At 60.7% G+C, this 19,851-nt stretch carries 20 protein-coding genes; 10 read left to right on the top strand and 10 right to left on the bottom strand.

Features of this window, described 5'->3' with window-relative positions; all coding sequences use genetic code 11:
• Nucleotides 1–107: 107 nt before the first annotated feature.
• Complete coding sequence (locus RYH70_RS00520) at nt 108–1,256, bottom strand: alkane 1-monooxygenase (protein WP_063141420.1); 1,149 nt, start codon at nt 1,254–1,256, stop codon at nt 108–110.
• Between the two features lie 132 nt (nt 1,257–1,388).
• Here RYH70_RS00520 and RYH70_RS00515 point away from each other — a divergent pair, with 132 nt between their 5' ends.
• The 3 genes from RYH70_RS00515 to RYH70_RS00505 all read left to right on the top strand — a co-directional run bounded on the left by RYH70_RS00515 (nt 1,389) and on the right by RYH70_RS00505 (nt 4,761).
• A complete protein-coding gene (locus RYH70_RS00515) occupies nt 1,389–2,051 on the top strand; it encodes a GntR family transcriptional regulator (RefSeq protein ID WP_022997231.1) in 663 nt (220 codons plus the stop codon).
• A gap of 111 nt (nt 2,052–2,162) precedes the next feature.
• The gene (locus RYH70_RS00510) at nt 2,163–4,160 is read left to right on the top strand and encodes a VIT domain-containing protein (protein WP_317009614.1); all 1,998 of its coding nucleotides are present in this window, start codon (nt 2,163–2,165) and stop codon (nt 4,158–4,160) included.
• Nucleotides 4,153–4,761 (top strand): class GN sortase, encoded by a 609-nt coding sequence (locus tag RYH70_RS00505; RefSeq protein WP_216636256.1) that lies wholly within the window; start codon nt 4,153–4,155, stop codon nt 4,759–4,761. Before RYH70_RS00510 ends, RYH70_RS00505 begins: the two co-directional genes overlap by 8 nt.
• On the opposite strand, the gene RYH70_RS00500 is transcribed toward RYH70_RS00505, so the two are convergent.
• Nucleotides 4,733–5,872: an acyl-CoA dehydrogenase family protein gene (locus tag RYH70_RS00500; RefSeq protein ID WP_055100241.1), complete on the bottom strand. Its 1,140-nt coding sequence runs from the start codon at nt 5,870–5,872 to the stop codon at nt 4,733–4,735. The two genes, RYH70_RS00505 and RYH70_RS00500, sit on opposite strands and share 29 nt — an antisense overlap.
• Nucleotides 5,873–6,201: 329 nt before the next feature.
• Here RYH70_RS00500 and RYH70_RS00495 point away from each other — a divergent pair, with 329 nt between their 5' ends.
• The 3 genes from RYH70_RS00495 (at nt 6,202) to RYH70_RS00485 (ending at nt 9,345) form a co-directional block, all read left to right on the top strand.
• Nucleotides 6,202–6,873: a histidine phosphatase family protein gene (locus RYH70_RS00495; RefSeq protein ID WP_063141414.1), complete on the top strand. Its 672-nt coding sequence runs from the start codon at nt 6,202–6,204 to the stop codon at nt 6,871–6,873.
• 124 nt (nt 6,874–6,997) lie between these two features.
• A complete protein-coding gene (locus tag RYH70_RS00490; protein ID WP_233917189.1) occupies nt 6,998–8,155 on the top strand; it encodes a C4-dicarboxylate TRAP transporter substrate-binding protein in 1,158 nt (385 codons plus the stop codon).
• Between the two features lie 29 nt (nt 8,156–8,184).
• Entirely contained in the window at nt 8,185–9,345 is a 1,161-nt protein-coding gene (locus tag RYH70_RS00485; RefSeq protein ID WP_026948842.1) for a C4-dicarboxylate TRAP transporter substrate-binding protein, read from the top strand.
• A gap of 69 nt (nt 9,346–9,414) precedes the next feature.
• Here the strand turns inward: RYH70_RS00485 and RYH70_RS00480 are convergent, their stop codons facing one another.
• Together RYH70_RS00480 and RYH70_RS00475 are read right to left on the bottom strand one after the other, a co-directional pair.
• Complete coding sequence (locus RYH70_RS00480; protein ID WP_022997224.1) at nt 9,415–9,867, bottom strand: OsmC family protein; 453 nt, start codon at nt 9,865–9,867, stop codon at nt 9,415–9,417.
• A gap of 101 nt (nt 9,868–9,968) precedes the next feature.
• The gene (locus RYH70_RS00475) at nt 9,969–10,820 is read right to left on the bottom strand and encodes an esterase/lipase family protein (RefSeq protein ID WP_080530123.1); all 852 of its coding nucleotides are present in this window, start codon (nt 10,818–10,820) and stop codon (nt 9,969–9,971) included.
• A 186-nt stretch (nt 10,821–11,006) separates the two neighbouring features.
• Between RYH70_RS00475 and RYH70_RS00470 the strand changes: the two genes are divergently transcribed.
• On the top strand, nt 11,007–11,930 hold the full coding sequence (locus RYH70_RS00470; protein ID WP_317009613.1) for a hydroxymethylglutaryl-CoA lyase: 924 nt from the start codon (nt 11,007–11,009) through the stop codon (nt 11,928–11,930).
• A 77-nt stretch (nt 11,931–12,007) separates the two neighbouring features.
• Here the strand turns inward: RYH70_RS00470 and RYH70_RS00465 are convergent, their stop codons facing one another.
• The 3 genes from RYH70_RS00465 to RYH70_RS00455 form a co-directional block, all read right to left on the bottom strand.
• Nucleotides 12,008–12,556, bottom strand: a complete 549-nt coding sequence (locus RYH70_RS00465) for a YggT family protein (RefSeq protein WP_022997221.1) — start codon at nt 12,554–12,556, stop codon at nt 12,008–12,010.
• 614 nt (nt 12,557–13,170) lie between these two features.
• Complete coding sequence (gene proC / locus RYH70_RS00460) at nt 13,171–13,983, bottom strand: pyrroline-5-carboxylate reductase (RefSeq protein ID WP_022997482.1); 813 nt, start codon at nt 13,981–13,983, stop codon at nt 13,171–13,173.
• Between the two features lie 32 nt (nt 13,984–14,015).
• Nucleotides 14,016–14,720: a YggS family pyridoxal phosphate-dependent enzyme gene (locus tag RYH70_RS00455; RefSeq protein ID WP_063141403.1), complete on the bottom strand. Its 705-nt coding sequence runs from the start codon at nt 14,718–14,720 to the stop codon at nt 14,016–14,018.
• 118 nt (nt 14,721–14,838) lie between these two features.
• Between RYH70_RS00455 and RYH70_RS00450 the strand changes: the two genes are divergently transcribed.
• The 3 genes from RYH70_RS00450 to RYH70_RS00440 are packed head-to-tail and all read left to right on the top strand — an operon-like array spanning nt 14,839 to nt 17,272.
• Nucleotides 14,839–15,873 (top strand): type IV pilus twitching motility protein PilT, encoded by a 1,035-nt coding sequence (locus RYH70_RS00450; protein ID WP_022997480.1) that lies wholly within the window; start codon nt 14,839–14,841, stop codon nt 15,871–15,873.
• A gap of 18 nt (nt 15,874–15,891) precedes the next feature.
• A complete protein-coding gene (locus RYH70_RS00445; protein ID WP_022997479.1) occupies nt 15,892–17,013 on the top strand; it encodes a PilT/PilU family type 4a pilus ATPase in 1,122 nt (373 codons plus the stop codon).
• Between the two features lie 52 nt (nt 17,014–17,065).
• Nucleotides 17,066–17,272, top strand: a complete 207-nt coding sequence (locus tag RYH70_RS00440; RefSeq protein WP_317009612.1) for a hypothetical protein — start codon at nt 17,066–17,068, stop codon at nt 17,270–17,272.
• On the opposite strand, the gene RYH70_RS00435 is transcribed toward RYH70_RS00440, so the two are convergent.
• The 3 genes from RYH70_RS00435 to RYH70_RS00425 are packed head-to-tail and all read right to left on the bottom strand — an operon-like array spanning nt 17,256 to nt 19,823.
• Entirely contained in the window at nt 17,256–18,110 is an 855-nt protein-coding gene (locus RYH70_RS00435; protein WP_022997478.1) for a pirin family protein, read from the bottom strand. The genes RYH70_RS00440 and RYH70_RS00435 overlap by 17 nt on opposite strands.
• Nucleotides 18,111–18,162: 52 nt before the next feature.
• The gene (locus RYH70_RS00430; RefSeq protein ID WP_063141399.1) at nt 18,163–19,167 is read right to left on the bottom strand and encodes a glutathione S-transferase family protein; all 1,005 of its coding nucleotides are present in this window, start codon (nt 19,165–19,167) and stop codon (nt 18,163–18,165) included.
• Nucleotides 19,168–19,214: 47 nt separating this feature from the next.
• Entirely contained in the window at nt 19,215–19,823 is a 609-nt protein-coding gene (locus tag RYH70_RS00425) for an FMN-dependent NADH-azoreductase (RefSeq protein WP_022997476.1), read from the bottom strand.
• Nucleotides 19,824–19,851 lie beyond the last annotated feature (28 nt).

Here is a 19,851-nt window from a genome sequence, read left to right as displayed (position 1 = left end):
GTCGAACCAAAAAAAACCCCGGGTACCGCAGTCGATACGGCCCGGGGTCCTGAAGGAAGCCAGGAAATGAGCCCGGCAAGGCCGGGCTCCGTGTCATCAGCAGGTATTCATGCGATGTTGTTCACGCGGCGCGCATTGCGGAACAATTGATCCATCTCCCCTTCGTAGTAAGCCTCGACGCGGGGATTCATGACCTTTTTCCACAGCGGCGGGAACAGCGCCAGCACGTACATGGCGGCGTAACCACCTGGCAATTGCGGGCTTTCCTCATAGTGGCGCAGGACCTGATAGCGCCGCTTGGCGTAGGCATGGTGGTCACTGTGGCGCTGCAGTTGGAACAGGGCCAGATTGGTGAGGAGGTAATTGGAGTTCCAGCTATGCGCCGGGGTTACCCGCTCATAGCGGCCATTCTCCTGAACCCGACGATGCAGGCCATAGTGCTCGATGTAGTTGATGACCTCCAGCGTCAAGGCGGCAACGAAGCTTTGTGCCAGGAAGAACAGCACACCCTGCCAGCCGAAAGCAATTCCGAAAGCCACCGCGAACAGAGCGGAAATGCTGTACCACCAGATCAGCTCATTATGGATGCTGACGTTCTTTTTGCCCTTACGCTCCAGATACTGCTTTTCCAGCTTCCAGGCATTGAGGAAGTTGTGCTTGATGGCGCGCGGCAGAAAACTGTACAGCCCCTGGTTGTACTGGGATGAGGAGGCATCCTGCGGGGTGGAAACATGGACATGATGGCCGCGCACGTGCTCCACCTTGAAGCCGGCATAGGTCACCGAGGACAGTAGCAACCCGCCCATCCAGTTCTCCAGTTTGGGATCCTTGTGGACGAATTCGTGGCCCAGATTAATGGCGATGATGCCACCCACGGTGCCAATGGACACAATCCAGCCCAGTTTGCCGAACCAGCTGTAGTCATTGCTGATGAACACATGACCGGCATAGAACAACACGCCCAGCCAGATAAAGCCCATCAGAAACAGAAAGAACGTGTAGATGCGCTCCTCGCTCAGGGAGGGCACCTGAACCTTCTCATCCGGGTTGGAGGGATCCTTGCCGATTAAGTAGTCGAGCAACGGCACGATGCCGAACACGACGAAATAGATGAACCAGGCCCAGTAGTCCTGGGTGCCGGCCTCACGTCCCACATGGACGCTGAACGGCAACAGCGGCAGTACCGCAGCCCAGAACAGGAGATAGCCCCACTTTTTTATTTTCAACATGGTGTCGGACGACATTTTGGCGAACATGATCGGCCTCGCTAGTGACAGTAACAGTCTTCGATGGCAACGTTAGCACGATTAACTCAATTGTCAAACAATTCAATTCGTGACACATCCACCCATAATGGCGATAATCGCTGCCATCAAAAGGAGCCCTTTATGACCTTGAGAGCCGTGAGCCTCAGCGAGCAGATCGCCGATCATCTGGCCGAGCAGATTGTCCGCGGCGAGCGAAAACCGGGGGAGAAGCTGCCGGAGGCGGAGCTGGCAAAACAGCTTGAAGTGAGTACCAACTCACTCCGAGAGGCCTTCAGACTCTTGGAGAAGCAACATTTGATCGAACTCCAGCCGCGCCGCGGCGCGCGGGTTTGCGAGGTCAGCGAAAGCGAGGTCCGCGATCTCTACGACTTCCTGTTTCTGCTGCTCTCCCGTCTAGCGGCCCAGGCGGCCAGCAATTGGCAACCGGGTCAGATCGAGGATCTCGCCGCCATGCTGCCGGACTTCCAGCGCTGCTACGATCAAGGCGACGTCCAGGGCGGTCATCAGCTGGCCTTCCGTTTCGTCGAGATCGCCACCGACCGTTTCGCCAACAACCGCTACCTGGCGGCCGACATCACCGACCTGATGCCCTTGTTGAAGCGGTTCTCCTTCATCGCCCTGCAAGAAGAAACCACCGAATTCGATGTGTCCTTGCGAATCTTCCAGCGGCTGCTGGAAAACGTACTGGCGCGGGATCCCGAGAAGGCCGCGGCGGACATTCGTGAGTATGGCGAGAATCAGTGCCGTATCGTGCTGAGGGCGGTGGCCAAGCGGGAACTTTGACACGGAGTGGGCGGTGCCCCCCCCCCCCCACCTCTTCCACACAAAACCCACATAAGAGTCTCATTCAGGCTGTCCATGCTGTCCCCGACCTAACCTGCGAGGGGAACCGACATGACCATTCGCCTGCTTGCCACGCGGCCCGGTGCCGCACCCCGCAACGCCCTGCCCCGGGCTTTGCTTTGCCTGGCCGCGCTGCTGTTGTCCGCCACCGCCCACGCCCTGCCCCGGGATACTCCGGAGGAGCCGGGCAGCGGCGTGTTCCTGATGTTCGATGACGATGGCCAGGAGATGCCCGCAACCCTGCTCTCCACTGACGTGGACATCCGTATCAGCGGCCCGGTGGCCCAGGTCACCCTGGTGCAGTCGTTCCAAAATGAAGGCGCGCTCTTCAGCGAGGGGCGTTATGTGTTTCCGCTGCCGGAGCAGGCGGCGGTCACCGGTATGACCCTGACGGTGGGCGAACGCCGTATCGTCGGTGAGATCCAGCCGAAACAGGAAGCCAAACGCCGCTACCAGCAAGCCAAGAGGGACGGCCATCGCGCCGGGCTGGTGGAGCAACGCCACAGCAATCTGTTCACCACTTCCGTGGCCAACATCGCTCCTGGCGAACGCGTCGAAGTCACCTTGCACTACAGCCAGACCGTGGATGTGCAGGGCAACGACTTCCGGCTACGGGTGCCGATGACGCTGACGCCCCGTTACCAGCCCGAGGGCGGCGAGAACCTGTCCGGCCCCTTCCATTCCCCGGATAGCAGCGCCGCCCCCAATATGGCCCGCCTGCGGGTGGAACTGGATGCCGGCCAGTCGATTCTGCCGCCGGACAGCGGCAGTCACGATCTGGACGTGGACGGCGCGCGCGGCCTTTATCGGATCCATCCCAGCGACGGCCTGGTAGCCATGGATCGGGATTTCCTGCTGCATTGGCGCATCGCCAACGCCGGGCAAAGCCGCGGCAGCCTGTTCGTGGAGACGGTGAATGGCGAACACTACGCGCTGGTAATGTTGACCCCACCCTCGCAGCCCTCCGCCACCCGCGCCCTGCCCCGGGAAACCCTGTTCATTATCGATACCTCCGGCTCCATGAGCGGCGCTTCCATTCGCCAGGCCCGCGCCAGTCTGCTGGAAGCGCTGGCGCATCTGCGTCCTGGCGATCGCTTCAATGTGATCGAATTCAACAGCGTCCATCACGCCCTGTTCGAAGCGCCCAGCCCCGCCGACGAGGTGCACTTGCAGCAGGCGCGCCGCTTTGTCGCCGGCCTGGAAGCCAGCGGCGGCACCGAGATGCTGCCCGCTCTGCACACCGCTCTGACCATGCCCACCGATGCCGAATACCTGCGCCAGGTCATGTTCATCACCGATGGCGCGGTGACCAATGAGGACGGCATATTCAGCCTGATTCACCGGCGCCTGGGCTCGGCCCGTCTGTTTACCGTCGGCATCGGCTCCAGTCCCAACAGTCATTTCATGCGCAAGGCGGCACAGTTCGGCCGCGGCACCTTCACTTATATCGGCAACTTGCAGGAAGTGTCGAAAGCCATGAATGACCTGTTCGTGAAGCTGGAAAACCCGGTGATCCGCGATGTCCAGCTGACACTGCCGCCGGGCGTGGAGGCGGAAGTCTGGCCGCACCGTATTCCGGACCTGTACGCCAGTGAACCGCTGCTGCTGACACTGAAGCTGAATCGCGTTCCCGAGTACCTGACCTTGACCGGTCTCACACCCGCCCCCTGGGAGCAGACCCTGCCACTGCCCGAAGGACGGCAACACCCCGGCATCGCCCGACTTTGGGCCCGCAACAAGATCGAGGCGCTGAACGACCGGCTGGCGCTGGGCGAACCGGAAGAAGTGATCCGTCCGCTGCTCACCGACGTGGCACTGGAGCATTCGTTGATGAGCCGCTACACCAGCTTCGTGGCGATCGAGCGCACTCCTTCCCGCCCGCTGGACGAGCCGTTGATCCGGGAGGACATCGCCAACACCCTTCCCGATGGTCTGGCGTGGCCTGCTACCGCCACCGGCGTGGACCGGCTCTGGCGCCAGGCCGTGGTACTTGCCCTCACCGGTCTGCTGCTGATACTGGTGTTCCGCCGGAGACGCCACCGTGGCTAGGAGCGAGCGTGTGCTGTTGGGGTTGGTTCTGGGCTTGCTGATACTGGTGGCGGGCAAGGCGAGCTGGATCGAAGCCAAGGCCTGGGTGGCCCAGGCGCTGATCGCCCAGGCCTGGGAGCGCACCCTGGCCGAAGGCGGTCACCATCCCCCCTGGCCCTGGGCGGACACCTGGCCGGTGGCACGGTTGACCGACAACAACGGCAAGGATCTGTATATCCTGGAAAGCGCCAGCGGCCAGGCCCTGGCGTTCGGCCCCGGCCGGATGGCGGCAACTGGCGGCGGTTGGGTGGTGGCCGGACACCGGGACACACACTTCCGCTTTCTGGAGGGCTTGGAAAAGGACGACCGGTTGAGCTTGCAGAAAGCGGACGGGGGCTGGACCCGCTACCGGGTGTCGGCCACCAAAGTGGCCGACACCCGCCGGGACAGCCTGCAACCCCCAGAGGACCCGCAAGCGCTGGCGCTGGTGACCTGCTATCCCTTTGACGCCAGCGCAGCGGGAGGGCCGCTGCGCTATGTGGTCAGGATGGAACCGGTGGCCCGTGCGGAATCGGTGGTCAGCGCGGAAACACTCAGCGGCCGAGGATATCCCGGGCGATGATTTCCTTCATGATTTCGCTGGTACCGCCATAGATGCGCTGAATGCGAGCGTCCACGTAGTCCCGGGAAATCGGATATTCCTTCATGTAACCGTAACCGCCGAACAATTGCAGACACTGGTCCGCCACCTTGCCCTGCAGTTCCGTGGTCATCAGTTTGGCGATGGAGGCATTGGTGGTGCTCAGTTCACCTCGGCCGTACTGATCGATGCACTGGCTGGTGAAGGCTTTGTTGACCTCGACCATGGCGTGCAGATTGGCAAGCACGAAGCGGGTATTCTGGAATTTGGCCACCGATTGCCCAAACGCCTGGCGCTCCTGAACGTACTCAATGGTCCGCTCCAGCATGCCCTCGCAAGCGGCCACCGCGCTTAGCGCCAGAATCAGGCGCTCGCGGGGCAACTCGTTCATCAGGTTAAAGAACCCTTTGCCCTCTCCGCCAAGAATCTGGTCCGCGCCAACGCGTACGTCCTGGAAAAACAACTCCGAGGTATCCGCCGCGTGATGGCCCATCTTTTCCAGATTACGGCCACGGGAGAACCCCGCGGTGGTGGCGTCCACGGTAAACAGCGTCACGCCCTTGGCGCCGGCATTGGGATCGGTTTTGGTGGCCAGGACGATAACGTCGCTGTGCTGGCCATTGGTGATAAAAGTCTTCTGACCATTGATCACATAGTGGTCGCCGTCTTTTTCCGCGCGGGTTTTCATGCCTTGCAGATCGGAACCCGCGCCGGGCTCGGTCATACCGATGGAGCCCACCGCCTCCCCGGTCACCATCTTCGGCAACCAGGCCTGCTTCTGCTCCTCAGTGCCCAGGTGCAGGATATAAGGGGCAACGATATCGGAGTGCACGGACAGGTTGGACGCCAGGGCGCCAAACCCCAAACGGGAAGCCTCTTCCACGATCACCGCGGAAAGCCGGAAATCGGCGCCGAAGCCGCCATAAGCCTCCGGCACGTCAACACACAGGAACCCGTTTTCACCTAACTGGTTCCACAATTCGCGGGGAAACTTCTCTTCTTTCTCCCACTGATCATAGTGCGGCGCGACTTCCTTCTCGAGGAACTTGCGGACGTTATCGCGGAATAACTCAATTTCGTTTTGGTCAAGCATGACTCACCTGTTTTGTAACCTGGCCATCTGAAAACGGGGCCCTCCCGGCCCCCGTAATGGGTACCCGAACCACCCGGATACCGCAAAGGACATACCGGCTCGCCGGAAAGCGCTCCATTCTAAGGCGTGATGCTTCAGGATAACACTTGACGTAGCGTCAACCTGAAGACTTGGCGGTTGCCGCCCACGCGACATTTTTTACCTATCCTCCGCCTTCCCATCACGGCCCCGCCTCGTCCATTCCGCCGATTGTCACCGGGCAAGTCTGGACAGCACCGTCACCGCCATGGATCATCTGCCGTTTCCCGAATCGGCAGGACGGAGCGTTCATGGCCAAACTGTTTCTGGTACGTCACGGCCAAGCGGCCTTCGGCGAAGACAATTACGATCAGCTTTCCGAGCTCGGACACCAACAGGCACGCTGGCTTGGCGAGTATTTCCGTGAACGGGGCGTCACCTTCAAGCGGGCCCTTGCCGGCGGGTTGATGCGGCAACAGGACACCGCCAAGAGCCTGCTCGCCGCCACCGAAAACCCGCCTCCTCTGGATACCCATCCCGGCCTGGATGAATACGATGGTCATGCGCTTTATACCAGCCATACCGGCAGCGCCGATGTGGCCGGCCATCAAAAACGGGACGCGGTGGACTACTGGCGCACTTTTCGTGGAGCCTACCAGGGCTGGGTGGACGGCACCCTTGTCGGAGAACACGAGAGCTGGGCCGATTTCGGTGGTCGTATTCAGCAGGCATTGAGCACGTTGTGCACAGGTTTGTCCCGGGAAGACAATGTTCTCGCGGTCAGCTCTGGCGGCGTCATCGGCACCACCATTGCCGGCCTTTTACAGACCGCGCCGCGTTCCGCCATCGAATTGAATTTCCAGTTCCGCAACAGCGCGTTCTGCGAGATCATCGTCGGCCGTTCCGAATGGCGGCTTTCCACATTCAACGCCCTTCCCCACCTGGATCGCCCTGACCGGCGTGACGCCATTACTTTTGTTTGACGGCTGGCCCCTGCCGGCAAATCGTCGTAACAGACGATAACCGGTTATGGCTTTGTCGATAGGGTAAGGACGGCCAGACCCGCCTTTTTACCGCGGGTTATTCACCTTTTTTGGGAGGTCGTCCATGCGTCTTTCGCTTGTCGTTCTACGTCCGATCCTACTGGTGGTTATGTTCGCCGGCATGGCCGGCGCCCACGCCACCACCTTGCGTTATGCCACCGGCTATCCTCCGGGATCCCTGCCCGCCGTGGCGGCTGAAAACTACGCCAAAGCGGTGGAAAAATATTCCAGCGGTGATCTGAAACTACGTGTTTTCGCGCTGTCTCTTCTCAACGCTTCGGAAACTTCCGATGGCATTCGCGATGGTATCGCCGACGGCGGCTATTTGCTGACCGTGTATTTTCCCGCCATGTATCCGCATACCAATCTGGTCAACGAATCCGCCATGCAACTTCTGCTATTCGACGAGGACGAACTGAACGGCAAAGGCGCCTTGGCTTACGAAGGCGCCATGACGGAATTCACTTTCTTCAACTGCCCTGAATGCCTTGAAGAATACGAAAAGCAAAAGCAGGTCTATACCGCCAACGCCGCCAGTTCCAGCTATGGATTGCTGTGCAACAAGCCGGTCTCCAATCAGGAACAACTCAAAGGCAAACGTCTTCGGGTAGCCGGCTCTCACTGGTCCCGCTGGTCCGAGCACTTCGGCGCCACCTCCATGTCGCTGACCATCAACGATACACTCGAAGCACTGCATCAAGGTGTTATTGACTGCACCATCGCCTCAGCACCTGAGCTGATCAATCTGGGACTGATCGAAGCCGTCAGCGATATCACCATGAGCGTGCCCGGCGGCGTCTATGCTGGTGCCAACGCCGGCAGTTTCAATATTGATGTCTGGCGCAAACTGGACGAGAAACAACGCCAGGCCATTCTCCGGGCCGGTGCCCGCTTTACCGCTGAAACCCCCTGGAGCTATCTGCAGCTTGAGAAAGAAGCACTGGAAAAAACCGAAAAAAAAGGCGCCACACTCCATCAAGCATCACCAGATCTGATGGAAGCCAGCCGCGAATTCGTCAAGCAGGATCTCAACACCATCATCGACTACTACGCCAAGAATCACGGTGTCGAACGTGGTGAGGAAATGCTCGATACCTTCCGCGGTCTTCTCAAGAAATGGGTCGGCCTGGTACAGGATGTGGATAGCCTCGATGAGCTGGAAACACTGTACTGGAACGAGGTTTTCTCCAAAGTGGACGTGTCCAGCTACGGCATGAAATAACTCGATAACACAGAAAAAGGTGACTGATTATGGCGATAACAAAAAGTGTCACCCGTGCTTTTCTTTTGGCAATGCTCCTGATTGGTTTCGGTCAGGCCAGCGCCTCGGAAACGTTGAGACTAGCGCTGGGCTATCCGCCGGGTTCAAAGGCCGACGAGGTCATGCAGAAGTACGCCGAAACGGTAAAACAATATACCGACGGCAGTCTGTCAGTGAAGGTGTATCCGATGTCATTGTTGAGCGCCGCGGAAATTTCCGACGGTGTACGTGACGGCATCGCCGATATCGGCGTCATGTACACGGTGTACTTTCCGGCCATGTACCCTCACACCAATCTCCTCAACGAATCCGCCATGCAACTTCTGTTGCTGGATCCGGAAAAACTGAAAGGCAAGGCGGCCATGGCATTCGAAGGGGCCATGTCGGAGTTTACTCTGTTCCACTGCCCCGAATGCCTGGAGGAGTATGAGAAACAAAACCAGGTTTATACCGCCAATGCCACCAGTATCAGCTACGGCCTTCTCTGCACTTCTCCTGTAACCAATGAAAAGCAACTGAAAGGCAAACGAATCCGTGTCGCCGGTTCACACTGGTCGCGCTGGGCCAAGCACTTTGGCGCCACTCCGACGTCCCTGACCATCAACGAAACTCTGGAGGGGCTGAGCCAGGGCGTGATCGACTGCAGCATCACTTCCCCGGTGGAATTGATCAACCTCGGTCTTGCCGAAGTGGTAACCGATATGACCCTGGCTATTCCCGGCGGGCTCTATGCCGGCGCCAGCGCCGCCGGTTTCAACAAGAACGTGTGGCAAGGGCTGACCGAAAGTCAACGCCACGCCATACTCCGCGCCGGAGCCTCCACCACCGCGTTGTCTCCCTGGAGCTCGCTGGAGCAGGTTCCACAAGCCTTGGAACTAGCGGAAAAGGAAGGCATTAAACAGCATGACCCCGACCCCGCTCTGGTTAAGGCGACCCGCGAGTTCGTGGAACAGGATATGAACACCATCGTCAACTATTACGCCAAAAACCACGGCGTAAAACGCGGCAAGGAAATGCTCGATTCCTTTCACGACGTTCTGGTCCGCTGGGTTGATCTGGTTCAAGACGTCGACAGCCCCGAGGAACTGGAAAAGCTGTATTGGGACGAGATCTTTTCGAAGGTGGATGTGGCGACCTATGGCATGAAGTAAGCCCATTGGCGGCATATGAAAAGCAGAAAAAGGCCGGCATCACAGCCGGCCTTTTTTTCAACAAAATTACTACTTTTCCGGCCTCACACTCACCGAGGCTTTGAGGGAATTGGCCACGAAGCAGTTACGGTGGGCGCTTTCGTGGAGGCTGCTCAGCGTCGCCTCATCCACCTCCTCACCTTCAAAAACCACTTTCGGATGCAGCACCACCTCGGTGATGGACATACGGCCTTCCGCATTCTTATCCACCACCCCCTGGGGCCGGTCCACATAACTGAGCACCCGCAGTTTCTTCTTGGCGGCGATGGAAAGGAAAGTAAGCATGTGGCAACTGGACGTGGCGGCGATCACGGCTTCGTCCGGGTTCACCCGGCTATGGCAACCGTAGTAGTCCGGCGATGCCGACGCCTGAACCACCTCGCCACCGGCGAACGTCCATTCATGATCACGAGGAAAGGTTTCGTACTGGAAATCCGCACCCGGCGGCAAATGCCAGGCAACGCTGGCGGTGTACTCGGTCATGGTCACTCCTCCCTTTGGCCCTCTGAACAAGCTCCAGTTTAACCATGCCCCCGGTCGAGGTTCCTGGCAAGTGATCAAGATCAATGCCGGCCGCGAAAACGTTACCCCAGGCTCTCATCCTGTAGCCCTTCGGCCACAGCCCGTGCCACCCGGCGGCTGTAGAGCAGGGCGCAATGGCCGAGGTAGGGCACATGCACGGAGCGTTCAGCTCCGTCCAGCAAGGCACTTGAAGCCGGCAGGATAAAGTTGTCCATGGTGGAGTAAATTACCTGGTAGCGGGCCCCGCCGGGGCAAGCTCCGCCTTCTTCCAGCTCCTTGATGAAAGGACTGTCATAACGCATCTGAGCAGCAGCGCCACGGGGTGCGAACAGTGCCGAGATACGCGATCCGCGATGCGGGCTGCCCAGGGTGATGACCCTATCCACTTTACCGGCCAACCCCAGATTCTTGAGCGCATAGCGGGCCAGGGGGCCGCCCATGGAATGGCATACCAGATCGGCTTTCTCCGCCCCGGTCAGGACCAGGATGCGGTTTACATGATCCGCCACCTGTTGAGCCAGCTTGCGCGCGTTGATATGGGGTGGGGTATAACTCACCGAATACACATTGGCCCAGCCCCGGCGCCGCAACCACCATTGCAGCCAGAGAAAATTGGTGCTGTTGCCACCGTACCCATGGACCAGAATGATCGGTTTCTGCCCTTGCTGACGGGAGCGCTGCGGCGACGCGTCCTGGACCAGCCGCAATGGATAGCTGAGCACCAGCACCGTCAGACTGATGGCCTCCCGCGCCACCGCCAGTAAAGCGGGCAGGGGACGCAATGCTGTTTCCCGATCCGCTGGCGTGGGGGAGGGGAAAGCACGCCGGTCATAGTACCAAAGCAGATAGAACACCAGGGTCAGAGCGCCGGGGATAAGCATCAACACCAGCAACAAGCAGAAAATCCAGGACATACGGGCCTCTCCTTTCGTTCCCGGCACCCCCGGTACCGGATCCATTCCGGCAAACTACGCGCCCCCGGCGCCCGGCTCAACGCGATACTGGCACCGGCGTACCGCCGGCGGTCATTGACATGACCGCGGCGGGGATGTCATGGCAAACTGGCTGACCTTTTCGGGAAGAGCACGAACGAGAACAATATGAGCGACACCGTCATAGTCAACGAAGTGGGCCTGCGTGATGGCCTGCAAAATCAGCCCGTCACCGTGGACACCGACACCAAGGCGCGCCTGGCCCGCCTGCTGGTGGACGCCGGTGTCCGCTATCTTGAGCCGGTCAGCTTCGTCAGCCCGAAAGCGATCCCGCAGATGGCCGACGCCGCCGCGCTGACGCCCCGGTTACCGGCCGACGAAGGGCTGCACTACACCGCCCTGGTGCCCAATCTGAAGGGTTATCAGCTGGCCCGGGATGCCGGTTACCGCACCGTGGCACTGGTCCTGTCCACCACCGACACCTTCAACCAGCGCAACCTGAACATGAGCCTGGAGCAGGCCGCCGCCAGTTGCGAGAGCATCATCGCCGCCGCCCGTGAAGACGGCGTGGCCACCCGGACCTACATTTCCGGCGCTTTCGCTTGCCCTTACGACGGTCCGGTGCCGGTCAGCCTGCCGCAACAGCTGACCGGGCGCATGTTCGCCGCCGGCGGTGATGAGGTCGCCATCGCCGACACCATCGGCGCCGGCAACCCGAAACAGATGAAGGACATCATGACGCCGCTGATCCGTGAATACGGGGCCGACAAGTTCTTTGTCCATCTGCATGACACCCGCGGGCTGGCCGCGGCCATGGCCTGGGAGGCAGCGGACCTGGGCGTGCGCCGCTTCGACGCCTCCGTGGGCGGTCTCGGCGGCTGTCCGTTCGCGCCCGGCGCCACCGGCAACATGGCCACCGAGGATCTGGTCTATCTGCTGGAAAGCTGCGGCCTGAAAACCGGTATCGATATCCAGGGTCTGCGTGAAGTGGTGACACTGGCGGCGGAAGCGACCCAGCGGCCGCTGGGCGGACGGATTCTGGAATGGATGGCGTCCCAGGAGAAGCGCGGCAAAACCCCCTGCCTTTGGTAAAATTCCTGGAAAATGAGGCCAATATCCGCAAATTTCATTAAAAATGCGGGCATTGTCCTCGAAAAGGAACGACCCCGCTAATGCAGCTGAAACAGAATCTTCAGCAACTGCACCCCAAGCAACACGATCAGCGGACTTAAATCCAGGCCTCCCATATCCGGCAGCAAGCGGCGGGCCGGCGCCATGATCGGCTCGGTGATCTGTACGATCACCCGTACCATCGGGTTATACGGATCCGGGGCGATCCAGCTCAGAATCACCCGGATCAGCACCATCCAGAATACGTAGTTGAGGATCAGCGACGCCAGCTCACGCAAGGTGTAGATCAATAACTGGGGCCCCAGACCGGAAGGCAGGGAGCCGTAATGGATGGCGCTAAGCACCAACACCTTGGCGATGATCAGAATCACCACCAACACCAGCGAGGCAATGTCCAGACCGCGCCAACCCGGGATGATCCGACGCAACGGCGCCAGCAGGGGGTTGGTGGCGCGCAGTACGAACTGGGAAATCGGGTTGTAGAAGTCGGCCCGGGCCAGCTGCAGTACAAAGCGGGTCAGAACGATGAAAATATAAATGCTGAACGCCACATTGATCAGGAAGATCGCGGCACCCTGGGGGTTCATAGGCTCTCCGGCGGTGTCATTTGGCGAAAGAGTATTGGGGCAAATCGGCGTGAATTCAAACCGGATCGATGGGGGAGGTGATTGGAAGGAGCCGGCACCCTGGGATCGGGGGTGCCTCATCGTTGCAGGAAATTTCCACGGAGGAATCTACACAAGGCCGCTGCAGGAGCTTGCCTGCAAGCGAATAGGCTTTCGGGTCACAAGAGATTCGCTTGCGGGCAAGCTCCTACAGCGGCTTCGCAGCTACCCCAGCGTTCAACCTCCGGGGCCCACAACAGGCTTTGGACCGCCATCCATGGCGCGACGCCATGCCGGTCGGAAAGCCCGGCCTGGCCATCCATGGCCAGTCGTAAATCACGCTGCGAAGCATGCTTCGGCGGAGGAGCCTACACAGGCCGTGCCCGCCATCCATGGCGTGGCGCCGTGCTGGTCGGAAAGCCCGGCCTGGCCATCCATGGCCAGTCGTAAATCACGCTGCGAAGCATGCTTCGGCGGAGGATCCTACACAGGCCGTGCCCGCCATCCGTGGCGTGACGCCGTGCCGATTGGAAAGCCCGGCCTGGCCATCCCTGGCCAGTCGTAAACCGAGCTGCGAAGCATGCTTCGGTCTCGGTTTACCCAGCCAGCTCTTCGGAGCGTTCGCGGGCGGCGGCGACGGCGGCCTGGACGTGTTCGCGGAAGCCGGCTTCCTCGAAGACTTCCAGGGCGGCGGCGGTGGTGCCGCCGGGGCTGGTGACACGCTGGCGCAGCACATCCGGGCCCGCCTCGCTGGTGATCGCCAGTTGCGAGGCACCCCAGGCGGTCTGCAGCACCAACTGACGGGCGGTGGCGGCGTCCAGGCCCTGGGCCTTGGCGGCGTCGATCAGCGCCTCCATGAGCAGGAAGAAATAGGCCGGACCAGAGCCGGAAACGGCGGTCACCGCATCCAGCGACTGCTCATTATCGAACCAGAACGTCAGACCCACCGCCCCCAATACCTGGGCGGCCAGGGCTTTCTGGCTGTCATCCACGCCCTCGGCGGCGTACAGGCCGGTGGCGCCGGCCTGCACCAGCGCCGGTGTATTCGGCATGCAGCGCACGATGGGCACGTCCTCGCCGAGCCAGGCACGCAGGTTGGCCACGGTGACACCCGCGGCGATGGAAATCACCAATGGCCGCCGCTCCGCCACCACGGAACGCAAATCAGCGCATACCGACGCCATCATCTGCGGCTTCACCGACAGCACCAGGGCATCCACCCGCTGGGCCACTTCCAGGTTATCCGTGGCCACGTGGACGCGGTGCTGCTGGGACACTTCGTCGAGGCGATCCCGGGAGGGGTCGCTCATCCAAATACGGGCGGGGCGAATGCCCTTGGCGATCATGCCTCCGGCCAGGCTGGTGGCCATGTTGCCGGCGCCGATGAATCCGATTAGCTGTTGTGCCATGCGTTCCTTCCCATGTTCAGGTCCCGCCGTGGTCATACCGCGGGATTACTCGCCTTGGGCGGGCGCGGACCGAACAGGGCGGTGCCCAGGCGCACGATGGTGGCGCCTTCATCGATCGCCACCGGATAGTCCGCGCTCATGCCCATGGAAAGCGTATCAAGGGCCGGCATTGTATTGCGCAATTGTGACAGTGTCATGGCGAGTCGACGAAAGGCGTCCCGGCCGCCATCGGCGGCGTCCGCCCGGGGAATCGCCATCAGACCGCGCAAACGCAGGCGCGGCCATTGCTGGAAGCGGGCGGCGAGGGCAGGGACGTCCGCCAGCGCCACACCGCTTTTGCTGTCTTCCGCATCCACATTCACCTGAATGCAAACATTCAGTGGTGCCAGCCCTTCGGGACGCTGAGCGTTCAGGCGCTCGGCGATCCTGGCCCGGTCCACGGAGTGCACCCAGTGGAAATGGGCGGCGATATCACGGGTCTTGTTGGACTGGATCGGGCCGATGAAATGCCAGGTCAGGTCCCGATCCGCCAGTGCCCGGATCTTGTCCAGCGCTTCCTGCAGATAATTCTCGCCAAAGTCGTACTGGCCCTGATCCGCCAGCGCGGCCACGTCCCTGGCCGATCGCGTCTTGCTGACCGCCAGCAGAGTCACCTGCGCGGGATCCCTCCCGGATCGGCGACAAGCGTCGTCAATTCGTGCGCGAATCGAGGTATATGGTGTTTCACTGTGCTTCATGATTGAACGGTGGGCATCCAGGGGTTAGTTTATGGCTGATACTTTTTACTGAGTGTTCCGGTCATTGGGTTTTCGGGGGTCGGCCGGAACGAATCACACAACACTATATAAGCAACCCATGGATATCACCGAATTGCTCGCCTTCAGCGCCAAGAACGGCGCTTCGGATCTGCACCTGTCCGCCGGCCTGCCGCCGATGATTCGCGTGGACGGCGACGTGCGCCGCATCAATCTGCCGCCCATGGAGCACAAGGAAGTGCACTCGCTGATCTACGAGATCATGAACGACAAGCAGCGCAAGGACTACGAGGAGTTCCTGGAAACCGACTTCTCCTTCGATGTGCCCAGCGTGGCCCGTTTCCGGGTCAACGCCTTCAATCAGAACCGGGGCGCCGGCGCCGTCTTCCGGACCATTCCCTCCAAGGTGCTGAGCATGGAGGAACTGGGCATGGGCAAGGTGTTCCAGAACATCGCCTCGCTGCCGCGCGGCATCGTGTTGGTCACCGGCCCCACCGGTTCCGGTAAATCCACCACGCTGGCGGCGATGATGGACTACATCAATAACACCCGCTACGAACACATCCTCACCATCGAGGACCCGATTGAATTCGTCCATGAATCGAAGAAATGTCTGGTCAACCAGAGGGAAGTGCACCGGGACACCCATGGTTTCGCCGAAGCCCTGCGCTCGGCACTGCGGGAGGACCCGGACATCATCCTGGTGGGGGAGATGCGGGATCTGGAGACCATCCGGCTGGCACTGACCGCCGCCGAAACCGGTCACCTGGTGTTCGGCACCCTGCACACCACCAGCGCCGCCAAGACCATCGACCGGGTGGTGGACGTGTTCCCCGCCGAGGAGAAGGCCATGGTCCGCTCCATGCTTTCCGAATCCCTGCAAGCGGTGGTGTCGCAAACGCTGATGAAGAAAAACGGCGGCGGCCGGGTGGCGGCCCACGAGATCATGATCGGCACCCCGGCGATTCGAAACCTGATTCGCGAGGACAAGGTGGCGCAGATGTATTCGGCGATCCAGACCGGCGCCTCGGTGGGCATGCAGACTCTGGATCAATGCCTGCAAGGGCTGGTGCAGCGCGGACTGGTATCCCGCGAAGTGGCCCGGGAAAAAGCCAAGAACCCGGACTCAATCTGAACGCAGCGGTGAGCGCCCATGGAATTCGAAGATCTGCTCAAACTGATGGTGCAAAAAGGCGGCTCGGACTTGTTCATCACCGCCGGTGTTCCACCAAGTATGAAAGTCCACGGCAAGGTGGTGCCGGTTACCCGTAACGCCCTGACCCCGGACATGACCCGGGATCTGGTGTTCGGTGTGATGTCGGAAAAGCAGCGCAAGGAGTTCGTCGACCAGCACGAATGCAATTTCGCGCTATCCTCGCGGGGCATTGGCCGCTTCCGTGTGTCCGCTTTTTACCAGCGCAATCTGGTGGGCATGGTGTTGCGGCGCATCGAGACCAAGATACCCGACGCCGACGAACTGCGGCTGCCGCCGATCATCAAGGACCTGGCGATGACCAAGCGCGGCCTGGTGATCTTCGTCGGCGCCACCGGCACCGGGAAATCCACCTCCCTGGCGTCAATGATCGGCCACCGTAATCGCAACTCCAAAGGCCATATCATCTCCATTGAGGATCCGATCGAATTCATCCACCAGCATCAGGGCTGCATTGTCACGCAACGGGAAGTAGGCCTGGATACGGACAGTTTCGAGATCGCCCTCAAGAACACGCTGCGACAGGCACCGGATGTGATTCTGATCGGTGAGATCCGCAGCCGCGAAGTGATGGATTACGCCATTGCCTTCGCCGAAACCGGCCATCTGTGTCTGGCCACCCTGCATGCCAACAACGCCAACCAGGCGCTGGACCGGATCATTCACTTTTTCCCCGCCGACCGTCACCGGCAGTTATGGATGGACCTCTCCCTGAACCTGCGCGGCATTGTCGCCCAGCAACTGATCCCGACGCCGGACGGCAAGGGCCGCCGCGCCGCCATCGAAGTGCTGCTGAACACGCCACTGGTGGCGGACCATATCCGTAAAGGCGAAGTGCATTTGCTCAAGGCGCTGATGGGCAAATCCCGGGAGCAGGGCATGCAGACTTTCGATCAGGCCCTCTATGATCTTTATGATGCCGGCGAAATCACTTACGAGGACGCGATTGCCCACGCCGACTCCCCCAACGATCTGCGCCTGATGATCAAGCTCGCCAACGAAACCGACGCCTCCAGCCTGGACCACGCCACCCGTGGCCTGAGCATCGAGGACTCGGACTGATTTTTCCTGCCTCGGCGGTCTCGAAGACCGCCTTTTTTTATGGCCGCCGTCCATGGCGGCCACCCTGCGGGCCGTCACTGAAGCGACGTTAAAAATCGTTCCCGACGATTTTTTATGGCCGCCGTCCATGGCGGCCACCCTGCGGGCCGTCACTGAAGCGACGTTAAAAATCGTTCCCGACGATTTTTTATGGCCGCCGTCCATGGCGGCCTATCGCCGAAGCGGGGCTTGGAGCATTGGCCTCAGGCCGGTTCAGTGAGGGTCCCGTTGCGATAATCCTGCAGGGCCTGCTCCAGCTCCTCCTGCGTGTTCATCACAAAGGGGCCGTACTGGGCCACCGGCTCACCCAGCGGGCGGCCCGCCAACAGCAGCAACCGGGCACCGTCCCGTCCGGCGGCCAGGGTGACCCGGTCACCGTCAGTGAGTACCGCCACATGGTCCACCGCCACCGTCTCTTCCGCCACCGTCACCGCGCCTTCGAACAGATACAGGAAAGCGTTGTAACCCGGCGTCAGCGGTACCGTGACGCTCTCGCCGGGACGCAAGATCACATCCAGGTAAAGCGGGTCGGTACTGCCACCGTGCACCGGCGCGGTGAGAGACTCACCGGCAAGGTCCACTTTCCCGGCAATCGCCTTGATCTGCCCGCCAGTCGGCAGGTCCAGCCGCGGTATTTCGCGATCCTGGATATCGCGGTAGCCGGCGGGTTTCATTTTTTCCGCCGCCGGCAGGTTGATCCACAGCTGGAACCCGCGCAGCAAACCGTCTTCCTGCTGGGGCATTTCCTCGTGGATGATGCCTCGGCCGGCGGTCATCCACTGCACACCGCCCTGTTGCAGATCACCCTCGTTACCCAGGTGATCGCGGTGGCGCATGTGACCTTCCACCAGGTAGGTGACGGTCTCGAATCCCCGATGAGGGTGGGGCGGAAAACCGGCAATGTAGTCGTCCGGGTTATCAGAGGAGAACGCATCCAGCATCAGGAACGGATCCAGACGCACCGCCGGGTTTTGACCCAGGGCGCGCTTGAGCCGCACGCCGGCGCCGTCAGAGGTTTCCATGGCCCGGATGGTATGCAGCACTTGTCTGTCTTTCATGTTTCCTCCTCGCCCCTCGGGGCTGTGAAGAGCCTGTTCATGACGCCCAGGATCAGGCGCCATGTATCTCCCGCACTCCCAGCCGTTCACGCTGATGCGGCGCGGTAAAATCCAGTTCCGGCCCGATCGGGATGATCCCATGGGGGTTCACCGTCGGGTGACTGCGGAAATAATGATGACGGATGTGATCCATATACACGGTCTCCGCCACACCGGGTAGCTGATACAGTTCACGCAGCAGACCGTTGAGGTTCGGGTAGTCACTGATGCGGCGCCGGTCGCATTTGAAATGGGTAACGTAAACCGCATCGAAACGCACCAGCGTGGTCCACAGCCGCAAATCCGCTTCGGTGAGTGTGTTGCCCACCAGATACCGTTGCCGGCTCAACCGTTGCTCCAGCTCATCCAGGGTGTCGAACAGTGACACCACCGCCTCGTCATAGGCCGCCTGACTGGTGGCGAAACCGGCTTTGTAGACGCCGTTATTAACGCGGTTATAGACAGTGTCGTTGATGGCATCGATCTCCGCGCGCAACGCCTCCGGGTAATAGTCACCGGCCCGCGCGCCCAGACCGTCAAAGGCCTGGTTGAGCATGCGGATGATTTCCGCCGACTCATTGCTGACGATGGTTTCACGCTGTTTGTCCCACAGCACCGGCACCGTCACCCGGCCGGTGTAGTGCGGATCGGCCTTCAAATACAGCTCGTACAGCTTGCTCAGACCGTACAGCGGGTCGCCCGTGGCGCCGTCGAAATCCGTACCCAGCTCCCAGCCATTTTCCAACATCAACGGGTGCACCACGGAAACACCGATGTGTTCTTCCAGCCCTTTCCAGGCCCGCATTACCAAGGCGCGGTGGGCCCAGGGGCAGGCATAGGAAACGTACAGATGGTAGCGCCCGCTTTCCGCCTTGAAGCCGCCCTCGCCACTGGGCCCGGCCTCGCCATCGGCGGTTACCCAGTTGCGGAATTGGCTTTCCGACCGCTTGAAGCGGCCGCCGGTACTGTCGGTGTCGTACCACTTATCCTGCCATTTGCCGTCCACCAATAATCCCATGGTGCTCTCCTTACTTTGCCGTTTGCCGCGTCAGCCGATCGCGGAAGTTACAGGGCCGCCAGCGCCGCTTCTGTTTCCACTCGCGCCTTTTCCAGGGCTTCCTCTTTCACATCCTCACTGATGTTCAAACCCTCGGCGTAAATGAAGCGCACATCCTCAATACCGATGAAGCCGAAAATCGCTTTGATAAAGGTTGTGCTGGTTTCATGGGGCTGGCCCACATGGAAACCGCCGTGCGAGGCGAACACCCGCACCGGGCGGTCAGCCACCAGCCCTTCCGGACCGTCGGCGGTGTAGCGGAAGGTCACTCCGGCCCGGGCGATATGATCGAACCAGGCCTTGAACTGGGTGGGCACGCCGAAGTTGTACATGGGCAGTCCGACCACCACCAAATCCGCCGCCCGCAACTCTTCCACCAAGGCATCGGACAGGGCCAGCACCGCTTTCTGCTCATCGTCCAGGCTGTCGGCAAAGCCGCGCAGCGCGCCGGCACGGGCCAGGTCCAGGTGAGGCACGCCGTCATTGACCAGATCGCGGACCACCACTTCGGTGCCGGGATGGCGGGCCTGATAAGCCTCGATGAAAGCCGTGGCCATCTGGCTGGACTGGCCCTGGTCACCAAAGATGCTGCTCTGCAGGTAAAGAATGCGGGTCATGGCTGCTGCTCCGTAATAATCGAATGAC

Origin of the sequence: Alloalcanivorax xenomutans, from assembly GCF_032810065.1 — a bacterium.
In the GTDB taxonomy this organism is placed as follows: domain Bacteria; phylum Pseudomonadota; class Gammaproteobacteria; order Pseudomonadales; family Alcanivoracaceae; genus Alloalcanivorax; species Alloalcanivorax xenomutans.
Note: the sequence above shows the minus strand (reverse complement) of the source record. Positions and strands in the feature narration are given on the sequence as shown.